Annotated in this window: 25 protein-coding genes and 1 other annotated feature; of the genes, 18 read left to right on the forward strand and 7 right to left on the reverse strand. The window is 46.2% G+C overall.

Features of this window, described 5'->3' with window-relative positions; genetic code table 11:
* Positions 1 to 83 precede the first annotated feature (83 nt).
* Entirely contained in the window at positions 84 to 899 is an 816-nt protein-coding gene (locus QRD89_RS05665; RefSeq protein ID WP_008638784.1) for a Cof-type HAD-IIB family hydrolase, read from the reverse strand.
* Positions 900 to 1,079: 180 nt separating this feature from the next.
* Here QRD89_RS05665 and QRD89_RS05670 point away from each other — a divergent pair, with 180 nt between their 5' ends.
* The 5 genes from QRD89_RS05670 (at position 1,080) to moaD (ending at position 3,521) form a co-directional block, all read left to right on the forward strand.
* Complete coding sequence (locus QRD89_RS05670; RefSeq protein WP_286096475.1) at positions 1,080 to 1,844, forward strand: alpha/beta fold hydrolase; 765 nt, start codon at positions 1,080 to 1,082, stop codon at positions 1,842 to 1,844.
* 104 nt (positions 1,845 to 1,948) lie between these two features.
* Entirely contained in the window at positions 1,949 to 2,233 is a 285-nt protein-coding gene (locus QRD89_RS05675) for a metal-sulfur cluster assembly factor (protein ID WP_369815262.1), read from the forward strand.
* 78 nt (positions 2,234 to 2,311) lie between these two features.
* Entirely contained in the window at positions 2,312 to 2,830 is a 519-nt protein-coding gene (gene mobB, locus QRD89_RS05680) for a molybdopterin-guanine dinucleotide biosynthesis protein B (RefSeq protein ID WP_008638778.1), read from the forward strand.
* Entirely contained in the window at positions 2,830 to 3,291 is a 462-nt protein-coding gene (locus QRD89_RS05685; RefSeq protein ID WP_026578360.1) for a molybdenum cofactor biosynthesis protein MoaE, read from the forward strand. Before mobB ends, QRD89_RS05685 begins: the two co-directional genes overlap by 1 nt.
* On the forward strand, positions 3,288 to 3,521 hold the full coding sequence (gene moaD / locus QRD89_RS05690; protein ID WP_008638774.1) for a molybdopterin converting factor subunit 1: 234 nt from the start codon (positions 3,288 to 3,290) through the stop codon (positions 3,519 to 3,521). The genes QRD89_RS05685 and moaD overlap by 4 nt, the downstream gene beginning before the upstream one ends.
* A 74-nt stretch (positions 3,522 to 3,595) precedes the next feature.
* On the opposite strand, the gene QRD89_RS05695 is transcribed toward moaD, so the two are convergent.
* Entirely contained in the window at positions 3,596 to 4,405 is an 810-nt protein-coding gene (locus QRD89_RS05695; protein WP_008638772.1) for an undecaprenyl-diphosphate phosphatase, read from the reverse strand.
* A 150-nt stretch (positions 4,406 to 4,555) separates the two neighbouring features.
* Positions 4,556 to 4,729 (reverse strand): YjzD family protein, encoded by a 174-nt coding sequence (locus tag QRD89_RS05700; protein ID WP_008638770.1) that lies wholly within the window; start codon positions 4,727 to 4,729, stop codon positions 4,556 to 4,558.
* A gap of 132 nt (positions 4,730 to 4,861) precedes the next feature.
* Here QRD89_RS05700 and QRD89_RS05705 point away from each other — a divergent pair, with 132 nt between their 5' ends.
* Together QRD89_RS05705 and QRD89_RS05710 are read left to right on the forward strand one after the other, a co-directional pair.
* Positions 4,862 to 5,356, forward strand: a complete 495-nt coding sequence (locus tag QRD89_RS05705) for a hypothetical protein (RefSeq protein ID WP_286096476.1) — start codon at positions 4,862 to 4,864, stop codon at positions 5,354 to 5,356.
* A 98-nt stretch (positions 5,357 to 5,454) separates the two neighbouring features.
* Complete coding sequence (locus QRD89_RS05710) at positions 5,455 to 6,405, forward strand: BMP family ABC transporter substrate-binding protein (protein WP_286096477.1); 951 nt, start codon at positions 5,455 to 5,457, stop codon at positions 6,403 to 6,405.
* Between the two features lie 199 nt (positions 6,406 to 6,604).
* On the opposite strand, the gene QRD89_RS05715 is transcribed toward QRD89_RS05710, so the two are convergent.
* A complete protein-coding gene (locus tag QRD89_RS05715; RefSeq protein ID WP_008638765.1) occupies positions 6,605 to 6,796 on the reverse strand; it encodes a hypothetical protein in 192 nt (63 codons plus the stop codon).
* A 173-nt stretch (positions 6,797 to 6,969) separates the two neighbouring features.
* On the opposite strand from QRD89_RS05715, the gene QRD89_RS05720 reads away from it, so the two are divergent.
* A complete protein-coding gene (locus QRD89_RS05720; RefSeq protein ID WP_062512899.1) occupies positions 6,970 to 7,908 on the forward strand; it encodes a beta-ketoacyl-ACP synthase III in 939 nt (312 codons plus the stop codon).
* 21 nt (positions 7,909 to 7,929) lie between these two features.
* Entirely contained in the window at positions 7,930 to 9,171 is a 1,242-nt protein-coding gene (gene fabF, locus QRD89_RS05725) for a beta-ketoacyl-ACP synthase II (protein ID WP_008638763.1), read from the forward strand.
* Positions 9,172 to 9,295: 124 nt separating this feature from the next.
* Here fabF and QRD89_RS05730 read toward each other — a convergent pair whose 3' ends face one another.
* On the reverse strand, positions 9,296 to 10,309 hold the full coding sequence (locus QRD89_RS05730) for an LCP family protein (RefSeq protein ID WP_064503465.1): 1,014 nt from the start codon (positions 10,307 to 10,309) through the stop codon (positions 9,296 to 9,298).
* 157 nt (positions 10,310 to 10,466) lie between these two features.
* Between QRD89_RS05730 and QRD89_RS05735 the strand changes: the two genes are divergently transcribed.
* Entirely contained in the window at positions 10,467 to 10,667 is a 201-nt protein-coding gene (locus tag QRD89_RS05735; protein WP_008638761.1) for a YuzI family membrane protein, read from the forward strand.
* Positions 10,668 to 10,758: 91 nt separating this feature from the next.
* Positions 10,759 to 11,520, forward strand: a complete 762-nt coding sequence (locus tag QRD89_RS05740; protein WP_062512905.1) for a YjbA family protein — start codon at positions 10,759 to 10,761, stop codon at positions 11,518 to 11,520.
* A 30-nt stretch (positions 11,521 to 11,550) separates the two neighbouring features.
* Here QRD89_RS05740 and trpS read toward each other — a convergent pair whose 3' ends face one another.
* Together trpS and QRD89_RS05750 are read right to left on the reverse strand one after the other, a co-directional pair.
* Complete coding sequence (gene trpS, locus QRD89_RS05745; protein WP_062512907.1) at positions 11,551 to 12,549, reverse strand: tryptophan--tRNA ligase; 999 nt, start codon at positions 12,547 to 12,549, stop codon at positions 11,551 to 11,553.
* A 60-nt stretch (positions 12,550 to 12,609) separates the two neighbouring features.
* Positions 12,610 to 12,807 (reverse strand) — a binding site (T-box leader).
* Between the two features lie 54 nt (positions 12,808 to 12,861).
* Positions 12,862 to 13,233: a DUF3899 domain-containing protein gene (locus QRD89_RS05750; protein ID WP_008638755.1), complete on the reverse strand. Its 372-nt coding sequence runs from the start codon at positions 13,231 to 13,233 to the stop codon at positions 12,862 to 12,864.
* A 395-nt stretch (positions 13,234 to 13,628) separates the two neighbouring features.
* Here QRD89_RS05750 and QRD89_RS05755 point away from each other — a divergent pair, with 395 nt between their 5' ends.
* From QRD89_RS05755 to QRD89_RS05785, 7 genes are all read left to right on the forward strand, one after another.
* Complete coding sequence (locus QRD89_RS05755; RefSeq protein WP_062512909.1) at positions 13,629 to 15,308, forward strand: peptide ABC transporter substrate-binding protein; 1,680 nt, start codon at positions 13,629 to 13,631, stop codon at positions 15,306 to 15,308.
* 183 nt (positions 15,309 to 15,491) lie between these two features.
* Positions 15,492 to 16,418 (forward strand): oligopeptide ABC transporter permease, encoded by a 927-nt coding sequence (gene opp3b, locus QRD89_RS05760; RefSeq protein ID WP_008638751.1) that lies wholly within the window; start codon positions 15,492 to 15,494, stop codon positions 16,416 to 16,418.
* A gap of 5 nt (positions 16,419 to 16,423) precedes the next feature.
* Positions 16,424 to 17,557: an oligopeptide ABC transporter permease gene (opp3C, locus tag QRD89_RS05765; RefSeq protein WP_008638749.1), complete on the forward strand. Its 1,134-nt coding sequence runs from the start codon at positions 16,424 to 16,426 to the stop codon at positions 17,555 to 17,557.
* Between the two features lie 16 nt (positions 17,558 to 17,573).
* Positions 17,574 to 18,632, forward strand: coding sequence for an ABC transporter ATP-binding protein (locus QRD89_RS05770; protein ID WP_008638747.1), 1,059 nt, complete (start codon positions 17,574 to 17,576; stop codon positions 18,630 to 18,632).
* A complete protein-coding gene (locus QRD89_RS05775) occupies positions 18,629 to 19,570 on the forward strand; it encodes an ABC transporter ATP-binding protein (RefSeq protein WP_286096479.1) in 942 nt (313 codons plus the stop codon). The genes QRD89_RS05770 and QRD89_RS05775 overlap by 4 nt, the downstream gene beginning before the upstream one ends.
* A gap of 166 nt (positions 19,571 to 19,736) precedes the next feature.
* Complete coding sequence (locus QRD89_RS05780; protein ID WP_286096480.1) at positions 19,737 to 20,960, forward strand: putative glycoside hydrolase; 1,224 nt, start codon at positions 19,737 to 19,739, stop codon at positions 20,958 to 20,960.
* Positions 20,961 to 21,155: 195 nt separating this feature from the next.
* Positions 21,156 to 21,746: a GNAT family N-acetyltransferase gene (locus QRD89_RS05785; RefSeq protein WP_008638742.1), complete on the forward strand. Its 591-nt coding sequence runs from the start codon at positions 21,156 to 21,158 to the stop codon at positions 21,744 to 21,746.
* The last annotated feature ends 119 nt before the right edge of the window (positions 21,747 to 21,865 follow it).

Below are 21,865 nucleotides of genomic sequence, written 5' to 3' on the forward strand. Positions count from 1 at the left end.
TCCTGTCATAAAAAAGCCTGAACGCTTTCACGTTCAAGCTTAGTATGGCGGCAGGGCGGTTTTTTACACGAGGAAAAATGTACCTAGATCGCCCGTTTGTTTATTTGAAGATAGTCATTAAGAAACGTTCCGATGCCGTCTTGTTCATTCGTAGCGGTGACGTGATCAGCCATGCTTTTCAGCTCATCGATGGCGTTCCCCATGGCGACGCCTATCCCCGCATAATCGATCATTTCAAAATCGTTGTCCTCATCACCGAAAGCGATCACCCGTTCTTTCGGGATATGGAAGTAGCGCGCAATTTTATCAAGACCGACCGCTTTGTTCATACCGGCCCGGACGATTTCGATAACGTGCCACGGCGCGCCCCATTTCCGGTGATCGATCAATTCTGCATGCTGATCCAGTTCCTGTCTCAGACGTTTGATTTTCTCTTCTTCCGGGTGGATAAGAATGGAAGTAGGGTCATCTTTCAAGTGATGCTGCAGCCTTCCAACGGTCGGCTTAATATCTGTTTGAAAAATCCGCAGAATTTCTTCGTCGTGCCTGTCGAGGTAAACGTCATCCTTCACTTCCGCAAGAATATTCTTTACACCGAGTTCCTGACAGGTATGAATGATCTTATGCGCCGTTCTTATGCCGAGCGGAGAATGCAGCGCATCCCATTTATGGTCCTTAGGGTGGTGGATGAACGCACCATTGAAGTTCACCATTGGAGTATCCAGACCAAGTTCGTGATAGAAATCGATACTTGCCCGGTGCGGCCTTCCTGTCGCAATTACGACGATATGGCCTTGGTCCATGGCCTGAAGCACGGTTTCTTTTGTTTTGCCACTGATGACTTTATCATCTGTCAATAATGTTCCGTCTAGATCCAACGCAATCAAATGCTGTTTCATTAGCTTCACCTCATTTGTATGTATAGTGTAGCGGGTTCTCAGGCAGGTTGTAAAGAATTTCTGTGAACGCTGCCTATGACTTCCAAATTGATGACAGCAGTGTTACGATGTGTATTATATAGGAAATTTATTAATCGCGCCTAAAGCACAGGTAAAGATTTTCAGAAAGGAACCATGGCAATGATCGGAGTTTATCGGAACACATTGAAAGATATACCAGTACTGACAGTCGTCGACTCTTCCAAAGAGAACGAGGCGCTCCCGGTATTCATTTATTTCCACGGCTTCACCTCAGCGAAAGAACATAACCTCCCGCAAGCCTATCTGCTTGCGCAGAAGGGGTACCGCGTCATCCTCCCGGACAGCGCGTATCATGGCGAACGCGAGGAGGATTTGTCCAAAGAAGAGCTCAGCCTCAAATTTTGGGAGATCGTGTATCAAAACTTGAAAGAGCTTCAGGATATGAAAGATGAACTCGATCGCATGGAACTGCTCGAAAACCGCAGAATTGGTATCGGCGGAACATCGATGGGGGGAATCACTACGAGCGCTGCTTTGACGATGTACCCCTGGATTCAGGCGGCTGCGGTCATGATGGGTTCACCCAAACCGGTCGAATTCGCTCAGAAGCTTATTGAAGATGTAAAAAACAACGGATACGAGCTGCCTCTGACACAAGAGGAGTTAGATGAGCTCTATCATTCGCTTGCAGGCATCGATTTATCCCTGCAGAAGGATAAGCTTTACAGCCGGCCGCTCTTTTTCTGGCACGGAGATGCCGATCCTGTTGTTCCATTTGAGCACTCCTATGATTTCTATAATGAAGCGATCAGCCAATATAAGAATCCGGAGAATATCCGTTTCTTGAGAGAGGTCGGGCGTGATCATAAAGTCAGCCGTTTCGCCATTCTTGAGTTGGTCAACTGGCTGGAACTCGTCCTTTGATGGTAGGGAATATTTTGTCCCGGCAGGATTTTTGTTTATAATAAGGTTTGAACAATTGTGAAGGGGGAACAAAAGTGGATAGAACTGCATTAGAAGAAAACGCAATGGGTGCCCTTGAGAATGTCATTGACCCGGAACTCGGCATTGATATCGTGAACTTAGGCTTAGTCTATGGCGTCGATATAGATGAGGATGGCAATACAAAGGTAACGATGACCTTGACTGCGATGGGCTGCCCGCTGGCCGGTCACATTGAACAGGATGTAAAGCGCTGCCTTGCAGACCTTCCTGAACTGAATGAGATATCGGTGAATATTGTCTGGAATCCGCCTTGGACGAAGGATCGTATGAGTCGCTACGCGAAAATCGCTCTTGGTATTCCGGATTGATCGAAGGATGGTCCGCCCCTGCCGTAGGTAACACGGCAGGGGTTTTTACATATTACGCTTATGAAGGAGGGGAGAGATATGGAACGTGCACCAGTGTTTCAAATCGTCGGATATAAAAACAGTGGAAAAACCACCTTATTGTCGGATTTGATCGCCTATGGTACGGATCGTGGCGAGAAAATCGCGGCAATCAAGCACCATACTCATGAAGAGCCGTTAAAAGTGATGCACCATGAAACGGACAGCTACCGGCTTCATGAATGCGGCTCATTCTTAACAGGGGTAGACAGCCCGCGCCGGTTCCAGATGGAATTGTCCCATGATGATGATTTCGCTCTGGACCATCTAGTGGATATTTACCGCCATTTTTCGCCTGATTTGATTACGGTGGAAGGATATAAGGAAGAGCACTACCCGAAGGCGGTCATCATCAAAAGGGTGGAAGACTTGAAACTGTTGGATAACTTGACAAACATCAAGCTCGTCATCACGTGGGATGAAACGTTGACGGCTCATGTCTCTCATTCCGTTATCGCTCTGAAAGATTGGAGAAAACGCTTACCGGAAGTGCTGGAACTTGCTAAGGGGGAATCTTGATGGGGGAGAAGAGGTGCTGGATAACAGAAGAACCGATTGATGTCGGTTCTCTTGTCCATACAGTTACAAGGCCGGAAGCAGGAGCCATCAATACGTTCATCGGAACGGTCAGGGAGTTTACTAAAGGAAAGCAGACGCTCTACTTGGAGTATGAAGCTTATACCGCTATGGCGGAGAAGAAGCTCGAGCAGATTGCCCGGGAAATGGAAGAACGATGGCCGGACATTCAAACGGCGATCGTCCACCGGACCGGCCGTCTTGAAATATCCGATATCGCGGTCGTCATTGCTGTTTCGACCCCGCATCGGGCTGATTCCTATGAGGCGAGCAGATACGCAATTGAACGGATAAAAGAGATTGTCCCAATATGGAAGAAAGAACATTGGGAAGATGGCGACAGCTGGATCGGGGATCAAAAAGAAATCGTCCCCGGTGTACCAGGGAAGGGGGATGGAATGTGAATCGTATTCTTTTTTTTGCTGGCTTAAAGGAACAAATCGGTGAAGGAGAATGGTCCTTTGATGCGGCGGGTTTAACAGTAGAGGACTTGAAGGAAACGGTGCGGCAGGAGTTTGGTGTGGAACAGGTTATGACAAGTATGACAGCGGTCAATGAAGAATTCGCTCAAAAAGAAACGATCGTAAAAGAAGGAGATACGGTAGCTTTTATCCCTCCTGTAAGCGGTGGATAAAGCGGTACATCCCCTATATGAGAAAAGGCTCCGCGTTATGGAAACGCGGAGCCTTTTTTCTTTCTGAATACTTTTTACAGGAATAGAACGACCAGTCCACCGACGATGAAACAGTAAAAGGCGAAATACTTCAAGTTTCCCTTGGCCATGATATTCATGAACCAACGGAGAGAGAAGTAGGAGGCAACGATGGATGCAAGAAAAGCAAGCCCATACGCAAGCCACACGCTTCCTGAATCCGCACTGGCGAATACATCTTCAATGGAGAGGAGCATCGTTCCAAGGCTCACCGGAATGTATAAAAGGAAAGAGAAGCGAAGTGCGGTTTCCTGTTTCATTCCTAAGAACATGGCGGCGACGATTGTAGCACCGGATCGGCTGATTCCCGGTATAAGAGCGACTGCCTGTCCTAAACCGACAATGACAGCATCCTTCCAAGTCATTTGGGCATCTCCCTTGCGACCGCGCATGTTGCGGATCAGCCATAAGGCAATACCGGTAATGATCAAGGTGATCCCCACTGTTTTAACGGTGGATAAGCCTTCGATAGCATCGCCGAGCAGTATACCCAACACACCTGCCGGGATCGTACCGATGATCAAATAAATGATGAAGTCGAAGTCATCCTTCTGTCTTTCATCACGACTGATGATGTACCCGATCCCATTCCGGATCAGCCGGAGCAGATCCTCGCGGTAAATGATCAAAACGGCGATCAAGGATCCGAAGTTGACGAGTACTTCAAAGCTCAGACCTTCTAGTTTAATTCCAAGAAGGTCTTGTGCGATGACAAGGTGCCCGCTTGAGGAAATCGGTATTGGTTCTGTGAAACCCTGGAATATTCCTAAAAACAAATATTTAATCAAAAGCCAAATTTCTTCCATCATTAAATCCTCCTGAAAGTAAAAACTCACCCGTTCACTATAACGCTGTCGAGTTGCTATGTAATGAGTAATGCCGACCATTTTTGTACAGGGAAAATGGTATCCGGTATGAAAAAAACGCTGCCATCGATTGATAGCAACGTTTACTACTTACGCTTCGTCTTTGATGAGACCTTCTCCCAATACCACAGCAGCAAGGGTGAAAAGGATGGTCATCGTAATTACCTGCGAGAAAGCAAAGTCGCTTCCTGACATGTTACTGACTACATAAGCAGACATGAAGCTTAAAAGAAAGGCCCAAACAATCGTCCAAATCATCCGCATCAATGTTCACCTCATTTATCCATTCTAACGTCTATCTTAGCAGAACGAGGAAGAAAAAGAAATATGAAATCGCTTCATGATTCAAGGGAAGTGTGAATAAAATGGTAACAGTAAGAGGAAGGGGGCGGAGCTGTGGTAGTCGTTGTCCATCCCAGTTTTCATTGGATAGGGTATCACGTGTGTAAAGAGCTTCTTCAGGAAGGGCATGTAGTTATAGGGATCGATCCGATCAAAGACAAGCGGAGTGATCTTTTATATATGTACGTCGGCAGAAACAGTAACTTTCAACACTTTTTTCAGAAATCGGACAAAGAGAACCATATGCATAATAGTGGATCAGAAGTCGAGGTGGATATCAAGAAAGGGAAGGTGAGGATTGTGACATCCCAAAGAGAGGAGAGAGTGGAAATCCCGGCTCTTTATGGAGAGTGGATGCCGATGGCGGACCATTCATTCCAGGAGAAAGGAGATTTAAGAAAATGGATAGAGGAGACGGAAGCAGTGTACGTCGGAGACTTCGTCAAGACGCTGCTTCCGTCCTACCTCACCCGGAATATGGAAGAGGAGTCTTTGGAGGAGAGAGTGGAAGCAACCTGGCGCTGTCGGAAGCTCCTGGAACGTGTCTGACCCTGTTTTTTACTAATCGCTGTTTTACTTTCTTCTATCGAAACATGTAGAATAATGATAAAAGAAGGAACCAGCGGGTTTGTACAGGGGTGCTGACAATGAAAAGAAGATACAGCCTATTTCTATGCGTCCTCGTTCTTCTGGCAGGGTGCGGATCATTCCCGGGCTACGGCGAACATTCAGACGTCGGCATGCTGATCGAAACGACGGCGGATGATCAAGGCTTCGGGGAGCGTGGATATGAGGGGCTTCAGATGATTGAGCAAGAGTTTGATGCGGACGTCTATTATAAGGAGAATATAAAAACGTATGATCAGACGGCAGCGGCCGTCGAGGATCTTGTCCATAAGGGCGTAGATATCATCTTCGGGCACGGAAATATTTATGAGAGTCACTTTAAAGAGCTCCATGCTTCTTTTCCTGATGTGGAATTTGTTTATTTTAATGGTGAATTCTCAGCGGATAATGTCACCAGCCTTAATTTCAGTTCGCGGGCGATGGGCTTCTTCGCAGGGATGGTTGCTGGAGAGATGACAAAATCCGATAAAATCGGTTTGATCGGCGCTTTCGAATGGCAGCCGGAATTAGAGGGGTTCTATGAGGGGGTACTCTATCAGAATCCGGAAGCAGATGTTTCTGTGTCTCTCACCAACAGTTGGAGTGACACACAGACGGCTCTTGGAATTTACAGCACGATGCAGAGAAATGGCGCGGATGTCTTTTACCCTGCGGGTGATTTATTCGATATCTCCATCATCAAGCAGGCAGAGCAGGACGGGAAGTATGCCATCGGTTATGTGAAAGACCGGTCTTCCGTTGCAGAGAACGCCGTATTAACAAGTACCATCCAGCGGATTGATGAAGTGTATGAACTGGTGATGGAGCGATATGTCGACGGAAACCTGACAGGAGGGTCGCTGACCTTTGATTTTCAAGAAGGAGCGATCGAAATGGGCACCTACAGCTCTGATGTTCCTGTCGGTTTTCAGAAAGAGATGGATGAAGCAGTCGCTTATTATGAAGAGACAGGAGAATTGCCAAACCGGTAAAAACTCGGGAGTTGTTTACTCGCCAGTTTTTCAGCATGATGAAGAAGTGGTTTGGGGATGTGAGGGGCGGGATTGCCCTTGTATTTTTCAAAGCCACGTTTTCTTTCAACCATTGCTGCCTATGTATTAATCTTTTCTTATCCGTTAAGTTTCTCAGCAATCTGAAAAGACTCGGGAGTTTTGCCCCCGAGTTTTTTTGTTATTTCTTAAAACGGTCGAACATCGGCTTGATCATCGGTGACACGGATTTCCAAGTTTTTGATGCTTCTTCAAACAAATCGGGCCAGTTTGGTTTGGATTGACCTTCTGTTTCTGTCGTTTTCTCTTTGCGCTCTTCTGACGGATTAAACCCCCAGAAATTATCGAAAGGAGACTTTCTGTTATTCTCCATCCACTGCACCTCCCTCTACATGCAGTTTATGACAGGAACCCTTATATTTTGTGGGCTGCGCACTGCTTCGCTCCTTTTGCGACTTGCAGAATAAAAGGAGATGAATTAAAATTAGTACCAAGTCATAAGAATTGATAATAGATATTCAGATATTACCTTAAGGGGATGAACATATGAGAGCAGGATTCTTAGGTGTCGGGCACTACGCACCGGAAAAAGTTCTTACAAATAAAGATTTAGAGAAAATAGTCGATACAAGTGACGAATGGATCCGGACACGTACCGGGATCGAAGAGCGCAGGATCGCGTCCGACGATATGGATACGTCCGACTTGGCACTTCGTGCAGCTGAAGCTGCGCTGGAAGATGCGGATATGAAAGCGGAAGAACTGGATATGATCCTCGTTGCCACCGTTACTCCGGACACACCATTTCCATCTGTAGCGACAAAGCTTCAGAAAAGCCTCGGCGCACCTAAAGTAGCAGCGATGGATCTTAGTGCTGCGTGTGCAGGATTCATGTACGGTGTTATCACGGCCAAACAGTATATTGAGACAAATGCCTATAAGAATGTGCTGGTGGTAGGTGTAGAGAAACTTTCCAAGATTACGGATTGGACCGATCGAAATACGTGCGTCCTTTTCGGAGATGGAGCGGGAGCTGCTGTCATCGGCCCGGTAAGTGAAGATAAGGGGATCCTTTCCTTCGAACTTGGATCCGACGGTAACGGAGGACCGAACCTCTATCAGACGCCGGAAGATGTCATCTACATGAATGGACGGGAAGTATTCAAATTTGCTGTCCGCCAGATGCCGGAATCCTCTGTCAATGTCGTGAAAAAAATCGGCCTTAGTGAGCAGGATGTCGATTACTTAGTCCCACACCAGGCAAACATAAGAATAATGGAAGCAGCAAGGCAGCGCCTGGGCATTCCGGAAGAGAAAATGTCCACAGCTGTGAAGCGTTACGGCAACACATCTTCTGCATCGATTCCAATCGCTTTGTCAGAAGACGTGAAGGCAGGTAAAATAAAAGAAAACGATTTAGTCGTTCTTGTCGGATTCGGCGGCGGTCTCACATGGGGAGCCGTTGCCCTTCGATGGGGCAAGTAACCAAGGAGGAATAGAATAGTCATGGATAAAAGACGAGTAGTCATTACCGGAATGGGGGCGGTGACCCCCGTCGGTAACTCAGTAGACGAATTGTGGGAGAGTATTAAGAACGGTGTTTCTGGAATCGGCGAAATTACGAAAGTAAACAAAGAGGACTACCCGGTACACGTCGCGGCAGAGCTCAAAGATTTTGACCCTTCCAAGTACATCGAACGTAAAGAAGTACGGAAGATGGACCCATTTGTTCAATATGCAATGGTCGCTTCCCACATGGCGGTGGAAGATGCCGGCCTTGAAATTACGGATGAGATTGCACCTCGTACGGGAGTCTGGATCGGTTCCGGTATTGGAGGAATGGGAACATATGAATCCCAGTTCGAGACGTTCCAGAAGAAAGGATACCGTCGTGTCAGCCCGTTCTTCATCCCGATGATGATTCCTGATATGGCCGCTGGACAAGTATCTATCTCTCTAGGTGCGAAAGGCATTAACTCTTGTACCGTTACGGCATGTGCATCCGGCGCCAACTCGATCGGTGATGCGTTCAAGGTACTTCAGCGTGGAGACGCTGACATCATGATTGCCGGCGGGACGGAAGCACCAATGAACAAGATGTCCTTCGCAGGCTTTGCCGCTGCGCGTGCGCTTTCCTTGAATGAGGATCCGAAAACAGCGAGCCGGCCTTTTGATAAGAACCGTGACGGATTCGTCATGGGAGAAGGCGCAGGAATTCTTATTATGGAAACGTTGGAGTCAGCGAAGAAGCGTGGTGCGAAAATTTATGGTGAAATTACAGGGTACGGCTCTACCGGAGATGCTTACCACATCACATCACCGGCACCGGAAGGCGATGGAGCGGCCCGTGCCATGAAACAGGCGTTGGGAGATGCCGGTCTTGAACCGACAGCTGTCGATTACGTAAACGCCCATGGTACGTCCACGGAGCTTAATGATAAGTTTGAGACGTTTGCAACGAAAACTGTCTTTCAAGAGCACGCGAAGAAGCTTGCTATTTCTTCGACGAAGTCAATGACGGGTCACCTGCTTGGAGCGGCAGGAGCAGTGGAAGCGGTCATCTCACTGAAAGCCATCAATGACGGCATACTGCCACCGACGATCAATTATGAAACACCTGATCCGGAGTGTGATCTTGATATCGTACCGAACGAAGCAAGAAAACAGGAAGTAAATACGGTTATGAGTAACTCGCTTGGGTTTGGTGGTCACAACGCGACCCTGATTTTCCAGAAATACCAAGACTGATTAAAACCCGGCAGCCACGAGGCTGTCGGGTTTTTTGTCTTATTACCCTTTATTAGAAGGAAGAATCACATGGTTTTAGATGTTCCATCACACCTTTGTCAGCAAATAAAGAAACCCGAAAGCCTCAAGGGCTCTCGGGTTCTTCCGTATCTCCGTCCAGAAAGGCGCGGAGCGTCTTCTGTGTTTTATCTTCGTCATGATTGAGTACTAATCCGATTGGATATTCTTTTCGTTCGTTCCAAACGTTGTCCGTTGTCGGAATGCTGAGTGTCTCGATATCTTCGGGAGGGTGAAGCAGGATATCCTTCCCTATATCCACTACTTTGGTCCCTTCGATATTTGTATCAATATAAGGCTGGACCGTACCGATTAAGCGTGGTGCTTTCAGGACACCGCTGAAGGATACCAGCTGATCTTTCAACAATCCGATTGCTTCCTGCTGCCTTTCCACACGACCGAAATCCGATCGGATATCACTGCGGAATCTTACGTAGCCAAGCAATTCTTCCCCGTCAAGCTGCTGTTTTCCGGCTTTCAAATCGATTTTTGTGCCGTCACCGCCGGCTTCGTAGTACATATCCTTATCGATATCCACTTCAATACCGTCCGGAGCGAGCGTGTCCACAATATGGGTGAATCCTTTGAAATCAACGATCGCATAGTACTCCGGTTCAACTGCGAAATTATCTACAATCGTTTCCCGGAGAAGCTCAGGACCACCGATGGCAAAGGCTGCGTTGAGCTTGTTGTATCCGTGCCCTGGAATATCCACGTACGTATCTCTCATTAAGGATACCATCTTTACATCTTGATTCTCTTTATTATATTCAGCCAGCATAATCGTATCTGTCCGAGCCGTTTCCGTTCCTCGCTGGTCTGTTCCTAACAGCAGAATCGTCATCTTTTCGTCTCCGTTATCGACGCCCCGGAAAGAATCCTTGTAGGGGCTTTCCTCGAAATCGATTCCTTCTCCATCTTCCGCTGAAGCCTGATTTTCCATCGCTTCATGCTTCCCGGATAAATATTCATAGGCAGAATAACTAATAAACAATAAGAACGTTAAAGACAGGATTGCAAGTATGGCCTTGCGTTTACGGCGCTTTCTCCGCCTTTTTCGCAAGGTGCGTTTCTGTGACAACGATCATCATCCTTTCGTCCATGATACCTGTTCCATATAAATGTACCTTTAAATGGAAAGGAAGTAAAGACCAGGTTTTAAGAGCAAATACCCGCATGTCCCATGACTAACGTTCATAAGATATCCATAGGAGGACAAGGAGAAGGGGATGAGGCGGATGTGGTATTGGCTGCTGCTTTTAACTGGATTCGGATTTGCCGTCGCCGGTGGAACGGTGACGATTACGTATTTGAACCTCGTCCCGGCCGGTATGAGTTGGATAGAGTTCTTTATTCTGATTCGGACCCGGGTGGAATGTTACTTATTCCCTGCCGGCATCCTGCTCATTACGACAGCTTTGCTTCTCATGAAAGATTAATTTTCTAAAATATGGTTGTAAAGAATAAAAAAGCCACCAATGGTCATAATGTAACCAAAAGAGATCACTGAAGTGAAAGTGAGGGTCCGAAATGTTATACATGCATGATCTGTGGGTGAACTGGTTCGAAGGTGAAGAGAATGGGTATAACGTGTGCCGGTTCCATGAATGGCGCAAAGAAGATGGGATCGAGTTGATCGATCAGATACCCTTAGTTCTGGTGAATGATGAACTTTTCCATTTTATTGAGAACGATCTACAAGACCTGCCGGCATCCTTTCTGCAAGCGATCCACCGAAAGACGTACATGAAGAAAAATCAGGAGCGGCACACGGTCGAATACGCAGCTGTCGTCACGAATGGAAAGGACATCATTGTCTTTGACACGATTGGTTATACTCTTCCCGTGAAGAAGAGCCGTCTCATACCGAGACAGGAGCGTTTAGTATTCGAGATGGTTCAGGGAAAAGAACCGGAAACCTATTCAATAGAAGGAAGTGCGTGGAAGGAGCATCATATTCTTTCACTTCCACCAGGAAAAATGTCCGGTTTGACGCGTAGAGAACGGCAGTTGAAGCAGTTGTTGATGATGGCGCTCGATCAGTTGAAACACTCGGATCATCCAGAGGAAATCAGATATTGGCTGACTGAATGGGATCCGTCCCAATATCCAATTATCAAAGAATTTTCTACAGAAGAAGCGTGGGACCGTTTATATGAAGGTACGTGCAGAGGCTGGTCGATGATCCATGAGGAGCTGTGCCGGAAGATGGTAAAAGGGCAGCCTTTCTTTGAAACGATTTGGCAGGGTGAACAGGAACGCGTTTCACAGCATATGAAAAGCCAGAATTGAGTAACACCACTCAATTCTGGCTTTTTCTCTTTACTTCTTCTTCACGCGACCGAGGCCCATTGCTTTTTTCGCTTTACGAAGCATTTTCTGTGCTTCATACGATGCTTTATCTGCTCCCTGATCAAGTATATCGTCTAATTCATCGGAATCGATCAGTGCTTCATAACGTTCCTGAATCGGTTTCAGTACAGCGATGACAGCATCAGCCACCCCTTGTTTGAAGTCTCCGTAGCCTTTCCCTTCGTACTTCTGTTCCAAATCAGCGATCGGTGTACCACTGCAGACGGATTCAATGGTCAACAGATTGGAGACGCCCGGCTTATTCTCTTTATCGTAACGGACAACTCCATCGGAATCCGTCACGGCACTCTTGATTTTTTTAAGAATCTTCTTCTCATCGTCCAGCATGGAAATGAATGCCTTCTGATTGGAGTCCGATTTACTCATTTTCTTCGTCGGATCCTGAAGCGACATGATGCGTGCGCCTTCTTTTGGAATCCGTACTTCCGGCACTGTAAAAATGTCATTGTACTTATTGTTGAAGCGCTGCGCCAGGTTACGTGTGAGCTCCAAATGCTGTTTTTGATCTTCCCCGACTGGGACGATGTCTGTGTTGTACAGAAGAATATCGGATGCCATCAGCGGTGGGTAGGTCAACAGGCCGGCAGAAACTCCTTCTTTACTTCCCGTGGCCGACTTATCTTTAAACTGCGTCATCCGCTCCAATTCCCCAATGTAGCTGACACACTGGAGCATCCATCCAAGCTGCGTATGTGCGGCCACTTCGGATTGGATAAACAGCGTTGATTTATCCGGGTCAATTCCGGAAGCCAAGTATAACGCCGCAAGAGAGCGGATGTTACGGCGGAGTTCCAGCCGGTCCTGTGGAACGGTTATAGCATGTTCATCCACAATACAGAAGTAACAGTTGTGGTCATCCTGCAATTCTGTGAAATGCTTCATTGCTCCGATATAGTTCCCTAGTGTCAACGTTCCGCTTGGTTGAATCCCTGAAAAGATTGTCTTCATTTGTCATCACCTCTATGAATTATTCGTTTCTGCATACAAAAACGCCCCTTCCAATAACATGGAAGGGACGAATATACCGCGGTGCCACCCTAATTACCTGTATGCGATACAGGTCAGCTTCAATCGTTAACGCCGATTTACGTCAAAAGCTGCTCCGAAGGCCCAATTCCAACCCGTTCCCATGATTGCTTCCACCAGCCGCAACCTCTCTGTATGAATGGGGAGACAGATGTACTTATCCTTCATCCAAGCATTTCAGTCTTATTTAAGTAGTTTCTAATTATATCGCAGAAATCGCATTCCATCAACTCTTCATCCCTGATAATAAAAAACGAGTAAAGCAAGCAGTCCTACGGTCAATACACTTCCCTGAAAGAGGAAGAAGCGCAGCCAGGACCGCCCGATCGTTTGGGAGGGAAGCGGCTTCTCTTTCCAATCGTCCAGATAATCCTTCTGCTTGGACATCGTACTGTAAAACCGGCGAAAGCCGTATGCGATTCCGTCAAAGAACCCGCCTCGGATCACCCACATAAGAATACCGATGAACAAGTAGAAATAAGCAAGATAGAACAATTGATTTATATAATGGAATAAATCATGCTCTGGAGACAACAGGAAGAAGAGTCCTGTGACCAGGGCGAAGTTAAAAAGAATCATCAGCCACTTATTTCTTATGATACTCAACAAAGGTCACACCTTTCATACAAACTCGTATCAATTATAGCATGTACCCTGCATGGATGGAATTGTAAAGCGGATTCAATAGACTGAAAATTCTATTTTGAATGGGATATGCATTTCCTTGTATGAAGAACTGGGATAAATAATAACCTTTTCCGATACCTAATCATTTTTTATACATTAGTCCTTATAATTAGTTATTTTCAGTCTTTAACATTGTAAAATAAACTAGGCTAAAAGACTCATTTAGTGTCATTGAAACGTAATAATGATGGGAATTCTGTGTCTTTTCGAAAAATTAGGTAATGCAAAATAGTTAGAAAACTTGTATAATTCGATATGTGGACAACGAGCCACGGCAAATTTTTAGAAAATTTTTAGGGGAGGTCATTTTCTACATGAAAAAGACAAATTGGTTACTGCTAGTACTGGCACTGGTACTAAGCATGTTCCTCGCGGCATGTTCCGGCGGGGACGATACGTCTGGTTCTTCAGACGATTCATCCGACAGCTCGTCTGATGGGGAAGCATCACCAGACAGCGAGCAAGTACTTAACCTTTATGACACAGCAGAGATTCCTACAATGGATTCCTCTCTTGCTACGGACGCAGTAGCGTTCCAATTCCTTGGATCTACAATGGACGGGCTTTATCGTCTTGGTGAAGGTGCAGAAGCGGAACCTGGTATCGCTACAGAACATGAAGTAAGTGAAGACGGTCTTACTTGGACATTCACTCTTCGTGAGGACGCTGTCTGGTCAAACGGCGATCCTGTAACAGCGAACGATTTCGTATATGCATGGCAGCGTGCGGTTAACCCGGATACTGCTTCCGAGTATGGTCCATATATGATGAGTGGCGTAATCAAAAATGCAGAAGCAATTGCTGCCGGTGATACTCCAGTTGAAGATCTTGGAGTAAAAGCAGACGGTGATTATACATTGACAGTTGAGTTGGAAAAACCGATTCCTTATTTCGAGTCTTTGACTACGTTCGGTACGTTCCTTCCATTGAACCAGAAATTCGTTGAAGAACAGGGCGATCAATATGCGCTTGAAGCGGACACGCTTGTCTATAACGGACCATTCGTTATGACAGAGTGGAACCACGGCGAAGGCTGGACGCTTGAGAAGAACGAAGATTACTGGGATGCAGAAAACGTGAAGCTTGATACAATCAACGTCAAAGTTGTTAAAGATACAGCAACGGCTGTAAACCTTTATGAAACTGGGGAAGTCGATCGTGTGAACCTTTCTTCCGAGTTCGTCGATCAGTACCAGACTTCTGAAGAGTTCGGCGTCAAAGAAGAGCCGACATTGTTCTACTTGAAGATGAACCAGGAAAACGAAATTCTTGGTAACGTAAATGCACGTAAAGCGATTCAAATGGCGATCGACCGTCAAAGCATGGTTGACGTTATTCTGAACAACGGTTCCATCCCTGCAGTTGGTGACATTCCTGCCAAGTTCGCGAACCATCCGGAATCCGGAGAAGACTTCCGCGATATTAACGGTGACCTGATCGAGTACAACCTTGATGAAGCGCAGAAGCTTTGGTCTACGGCTAAAGAAGAGCTTGGTCAAGATACACTTGAATTGGAATACCTTGGCGGCGATACAGAAGTTGCCAAGCAGATGGATGCTTACATCAAAGACCAGCTTGAGAAATTGGAAGGCTTGACTGTTAACGTCACTTCCGTACCTTTCAAAGAGCGTCTTGAGCGTGACACAAGCATGAACTATGAGCTTCAGAACTCCGGATGGGGTCCTGACTACATCGATCCGAACACATTCTTGAACATGTGGGTAACAGACGGTGGAAATAACATGACTGGTTATTCCAGCGAAGAATATGATGCGTTGATTGAAAAAGCGAACAACGAACTAGCTCTTGAGCCGGTTGAGCGTTTCGAAGCGTTCCTTGAAGCGGAGAAACTTTTGATCCAGGAAGATGCAGTCCTTGCTCCACTTTACCAACGTGCTCAGGCACAACTTTATAAGCCGTACCTTAAAGGTGTAATTGTCAACCCGATGGGACCTGACTACACTTACAAGTATGCTTATATCGAAGGTAAATAATAGCGCGCACCATACTAACCACATATAAGTTTCTTTTATAAGGGAGAGAGTATATGACCAGCGCGTTGGCATATGCTCTCTTTTTCCCTGAAAAGGAAATATTCTAATTATAAACAAAATTCAGTTAATTTCGACAGAGATAGAAAAATAAGAGATAGGGTTTACTTAAACGGAGGTGTTCATATGGCACGTTATATACTACAACGATTGGTCTATATGGTTATAACGATGTTTCTTATTGCAACCTTTACGTTCTTCCTGATGAAGTTTTTACCAGGTACTCCCCTAAGTGCTGCAGATAAATTGTCAGAAGAGCAACAGCAGGTTGTGTTGGAGAAGTACGGATTGGATGACCCGGTTCCTGTACAGTATTTTAATTACATGGTCAACTTGACTCAAGGTGACTTGGGAATCTCCTTCCAATTCGATAATCGTGAAGTGACGACGATCATGATGGAACGGGTCGGCCCGTCTATGCAGCTCGGCGTGCAAGCGATGATCATCGGTACGATTTTCGGGATGCTTCTCGGAATCATATCGGCCATTTATCATAATGGGTTCATGGATTACCTATCGACATTCATTGCAGTCATCGGGAAATCTATCCCTTCTTTCGTATTTGCAGGTATTCTTCAATATTACATCGGTGTAAAACTTGGTTGGTTCCCTGTTGCTCTTTGGGGAAGCTGGGAGTACACGGTTCTTCCTACCGTAGCCCTTGCCATATTCCCGATAGCAATTGCCGCTCGTTTCATGCGGACGGAAATGCTTGAAGTCATGAGCTCAGACTATATCACAACGGCACGTGCGAAAGGTGTCAACAAATTCGGAGTTGTATTGAAACACGGCGTCCGGAATGCGTTGATTCCACTTATTACAGTACTGGGGCCACTTGCGGTCAGCTTGATTACCGGTACGCTTGTCATCGAGAATATTTTCGCCGTACCTGGGATTGGTGAACAATTCGTTAAAGCGATCAATACGAATGACTTTCCGATTATCATGGGGACAACCTTGTTAATCTCCTTCCTGTTTATTGTCATTATCTTAATCATTGATCTTCTTTATGGAATCATTGATCCTAGAATCCGACTGGCAGAAGGGAAGTAGTCCATATGGATAATCAAAAACCATCGAAAGATTTATTTGTACCCGTCAATACGAAAGAACAGGATAACGAAGGTATTTCAAGACCCAGCCTGTCATTCTGGCAGGATTCTTTCATCCGCCTTCGCAAGAATATAGGTGCGATGATCGGGCTGTTCATTTTGATTGCCTTAGGTGTCATGGCGATCTTTGGTCCATACATGAATGACTATGGACAGTATGAGCAGGATTTGTCCCGTGCGAAGATGCCACCTAAAGTGGAAGGGCTCGGCTGGCTTGGTATGGATGGTACGCTGACTTCCGTACAAAGCGCCGGTACAGTTGAACAAGCTGAAACGAAAGCGATGATGCGTTTCAACAACCAGGAAGATTTCATTCAGACGAAAGTTTTGAATGATGGTTCCAACGGGGAGCCTGCAGAGGTGGAAGCCGTATACGACGTTTACGGTGCTAAAGATATGAATGATGAATCATTCTGGTTCGGGACAGACGGTCTTGGACGTGATTTGTGGACAAGGACTTGGATGGGAACGAGGATCTCCTTGTATATCGCCTTACTGGCAGCAGCGATTGATATGGTAATCGGGGTTGCATACGGTGGTATTTCCGGTTATTACGGCGGCCGCGTCGATAACTATATGCAGCGTGTCATTGAAATTCTGATGGGAATTCCGAACCTCGTTGTCGTCATCCTGATGATTTTAATACTCGAGCCGGGTATTTTATCCATCACGATAGCCTTGACGATCACCGGGTGGATATCGATGGCCCGTATCATACGAGGCCAGGTGCTGAAATTGAAAAACCAGGAATTTGTGCTCGCATCGAAAACGCTTGGAGCGAAGGATAATCGCATCCTGAGAAAACACTTGGTACCGAACGTAACCGGATTGATTATCATCAATACGATGTTTACGATTCCAAGTGCCATTTTCTTCGAAGCCTTCTTGAGCTTCATCGGTCTCGGACTGCCGACGCCGACAGCATCACTTGGAACGCTGATTGATGACGGATTCAAATCCCTTCAGATTTATCCGCACATCCTGTTGTTCCCGGCGATTGTAATCTCGCTTATCATGATTGCATTCAATATGCTTGCAGACGGTCTTCGTGATGCACTTGATCCGAAGATGCGCGAGTAGGAGGTAGGTGTACAAGATGGAAAAACTTCTAGAAGTAAAAAATATGCATGTATCATTTGACACCTACGGCGGTGAAGTAAAAGCTGTACGTGGGGTTAACTTCGATTTGAAAAAAGGGGAGACGCTGGCGATTGTCGGCGAATCCGGTTCCGGTAAATCTGTAACGACGAAAGCACTGATGCAGCTGATTCCGAAGCCGCCCGGGCGCATCAAAGAAGGAGAAATCCTTTTTGAAGGCCGTGACCTGGTGAAAATGAGCGAAAAGCAAATGCAGAAAATCCGCGGGAAAGAAATATCTATGATTTTCCAAGACCCTATGACGTCTTTGAACCCGACGATGAAAGTCGGAAACCAGATTATGGAGGGCTTGATCAAGCACCAAAAAATGGGTAAGACCGAAGCGCGTAAACGCGTGATCGAATTACTTGAGCTTGTCGGAATCCCTGATGCGGAGAACCGTATAAAGCAGTATCCGCACCAATTCTCAGGTGGAATGAGACAGCGTGTTGTCGTTGCTATCGCCCTTGCCTGTAACCCTAAACTGTTGATCGCGGATGAGCCGACCACAGCCCTTGATGTAACGATTCAGGCACAGATCCTTGAGTTGATGAAAGAGATTCAAAAGAAAACAGATTCTGCTACGATTTTCATTACACACGATCTCGGCGTCGTTGCAAATGTCGCGGACAGAGTTGCTGTCATGTACGCTGGTAAGATCATAGAGATCGGTACGGTAGATGATATCTTCTATAATCCAAAACACCCGTACACATGGGGACTGCTCGGCTCTATGCCTTCTTTGGACAGTGCAGATGAAGAGCTTTATGCCATTCCGGGATCTCCGCCCGATCTCTTGCATCCGCCAAAAGGCGATGCGTTTGCAGCCAGAAATGAATTCGCAATGAAGATTGACTTCGAACAAGAGCCGCCGATGTTCAAGGTGAGTGATACCCACTATGCAGCAACGTGGCTCCTGCATGAAAATGCTCCGGATATCGATCCGCCTGCTGCAGTTAAGAAGCGGATGGAAGGTATGGCGAAGTCAAAGAGTGAATCGGAAGGTGAACGTGTATGACACGAGAAAAACTACTTGAAATCAAGAATTTGAAGCAGCACTTCCAAACTGGTCGGAACAGTGTCGTCAAAGCTGTAGACGGTTTGAACTTTGAAATTTATAAAGGCGAAACGTTCGGGCTTGTTGGAGAGTCCGGTTGTGGGAAATCGACGACCGGGCGCACGATCATCCGTCTTTATGATGCAACAGACGGAGAGGTCATCTTCGATGGAGAGAACGTCCACGGTAAGAAAAGTCGGGAGGATTTGAAAAAATTCAACCGGGAAATGCAGATGATCTTCCAGGATCCATATGCGTCTCTTAACCCGCGGATGAAAGTCGAGGACATCATCGCTGAAGGGATGGACATTCACGGACTTGCAGAGAACGATAAAGCTCGACGTGAGCGCGTGTATGAACTGCTGGAAACGGTCGGATTGAACAAAGAGCACGCCAACCGTTATCCACATGAATTCTCCGGCGGACAGCGCCAGCGAATCGGAATCGCACGGGCGCTTGCAGTAGAACCCAGCTTCATCATTGCCGATGAGCCGATCTCTGCTCTTGACGTGTCGATCCAGGCACAGGTGGTCAACCTGTTGAAGAAACTTCAGAAGGATAAAGGTTTGACGTACCTGTTCATCGCCCACGACCTTTCCATGGTGAAATACATTAGTGATCGAATCGGGGTTATGTACTTCGGTAAAATGGTGGAACTTGCTGATGCAGATGATCTTTACAAGAATCCGATCCACCCGTACACGCAGTCGCTTTTATCCGCTATCCCCCTTCCGGATCCGGATTATGAGCGCAACCGTGAGCGTTTCACGTATGACCCTAGCAAGCACGATACGAGTGAAGAGCCGGAATTCCGTGAAGTCCGTCCAGGTCACTTCGTGTTATGTACGACGAAGGAATTCGAGCAATACCAGAAAGAATATGGTGTCGTACATCAATAAAGAAAGAAGACACCTGCCGATTCGGCAGGTGTCTTTATTTTTGCGGCCGTGTCCGTTGGAACAGGGGTTTGTAGAAAATTGGAAGAAATTCGTTTCCATCCCTGTTATATAATTACAACCTTCTTTATAATGAAGAGTATCTAGAGGATAGGGGAGTAGGTTATTAATGAGGAAATTTCGCAGGCTTGGGATATGTGCGGCTGCCATTCTGGCAGGAGTGGTTCTTCCGTTCTCTTATGTCCAGGCAGAAGAGGAAGATAATAAAGAAGTAAGAGAAGCCGGCATCATGACGGAACGGCAGCTTGGAATTAAAGCCTTGCCGGATTCCGGGGAAGCAGCAAGGTTCACGTATCAGTCGGGACTTGACTTCGAGTATCCGGATGCCGTCCGGGGGATTTATGTAACAGGTCCTTCAGCAGGCGGTGCGAAGATGGAAGAACTTACGAAGCTCGTGGAGGATACAGAATTGAATGCCATGGTAATCGATATTAAAGAAGACCATGGAAATATCACGTTTGAGCCGGAAGAAGGGTCCCCTTATGCAGAAGTGGCGGAGCCGTTCATCGATGATCCGCGGGCGATGCTTGAGGAGCTTGAATCGAAAGGTATCTATCCTATCGCACGTGTTGTCGTATTCAAGGACAGTCTGCTCGCTGAAAAAAGACCGGACCTTTCTTTTACAGAAAACGGTCAAGTGTGGAAGAACGGCAAAGGGGAATCTTTTGTGAACCCGTTCATGGAAGAAGTGTGGGAGTATAATGTAGAGCTTGCCAAACAGGCGGCAGAGCTCGGCTTCGAGGAAATCCAGTACGACTACGTCCGTTTCCCGGAAGGTTTCGGAGAAAGGGAAGACATCCTTACATACGGTCAAGGGAAGTATGCGGATTTGGAGATGGATCATGTACAGAAACGAGTCCAGGCGGTCACCGATTTCGTCGAATATGCGAAGGGTGAATTGAAAGCCTACGATGTCGATGTCTCTGTTGACATCTTCGGCTATGCGGCGACGATTCCGGAAGCTCCGAATATCGGACAGAACTTCTCGAAAATATCAAGCAATGTCGATGTCATTTCATCAATGATCTATCCGAGTCACTGGGGGTCCTACTTCGGAATTGCCAAACCCGACGAAGAACCGTACCGTCTGATTGATGAATATGCCAAGGTGGAAAATGAAGTGCTGGGGAAACTGGAAGACAAGCCGACTTCACGTCCTTGGCTTCAGGATTTTGAGGCGCCGTGGCTGTATTCGGGAGCGACGAAGCAGTACGGAAAAGCAGAGGTGGAAGCACAGATCAAAGCGTTGAATGAAAACGGTATTGATGAATTCCTGCTTTGGAATGCCGGTAACAATTACACCAGCAATGTCGACTATACGCCGATGAATTAAAGGGGAGGACCAGAGAGATCTGGTCCTTTTTTGGTGTTTGATCTTCTTGAGAACAGGGTATTAATACTTGTGGCCGTTTGAATAGATCGATGGCAGTTCCATATCCTAAAAACAGCAGGAGCGCATCCGGCGCCATTTAACATAAGTTGAATTATTCGTTATAATAAAAGGGACAAATTGTAAGGGAGTAGATCAATGAATTGGTATGAGAAGTTGAACGAGTATTTTCCTGTTGAGGAAATGAAATCAAAAGAACACATGGAAGCACTATTGAAAGAGAAAAGCGACGTATATTTTAAAGATGAAGGAGAGCATCACGTTTTAATGTATGCCGAGTTCGATACTTTCCTTTTCATCGACTATGTATATGTCTCCTCTGCTTCACGTGGTCAGGGACTTGGTCACAAACTCATCAAGAAAATGAAAGCGAAAGGAAAGCCGATCATCCTGGAAGTAGAACCGGTCGATTATACCGACACGGATACGGAGAAAAGACTCCGCTTCTATCAAAGGGAAGGCTTTAAACACGCCCAATCCATTGGTTATACACGAAGGTCTCTTGCAACGAACGAAGTCAATGCCATGGAAATTCTCTACTGGTCACCGGAAGATGCTTCCGAAGAAGAGATTTACGAAAAAATGAAAGCGATGTACACGGAAATCCATACTTACAAGGACGAAGAGTTCTACGGGAAATCGTATCAGCACGTGGATGAAGTGCTGACCAGAGATGAAGATAGAGATGTGGAGAATATCATAAAGGAATTGGACAAAACGAAAAACTGATTTATAGAACAAATACCCGCCATCCTAAGGTGGGTATTTTCAATAAAAACACGTAGTTGAAAATGAAAAAAATGCAGAATGGTTGTTTTTTATGTTTAACGGTGTGATAAAACGGGTAA

The organism is Halobacillus sp. ACCC02827, from assembly GCF_030291935.1.
In the GTDB taxonomy this organism is placed as follows: Bacteria; Bacillota; Bacilli; order Bacillales; family Halobacillaceae; genus Halobacillus.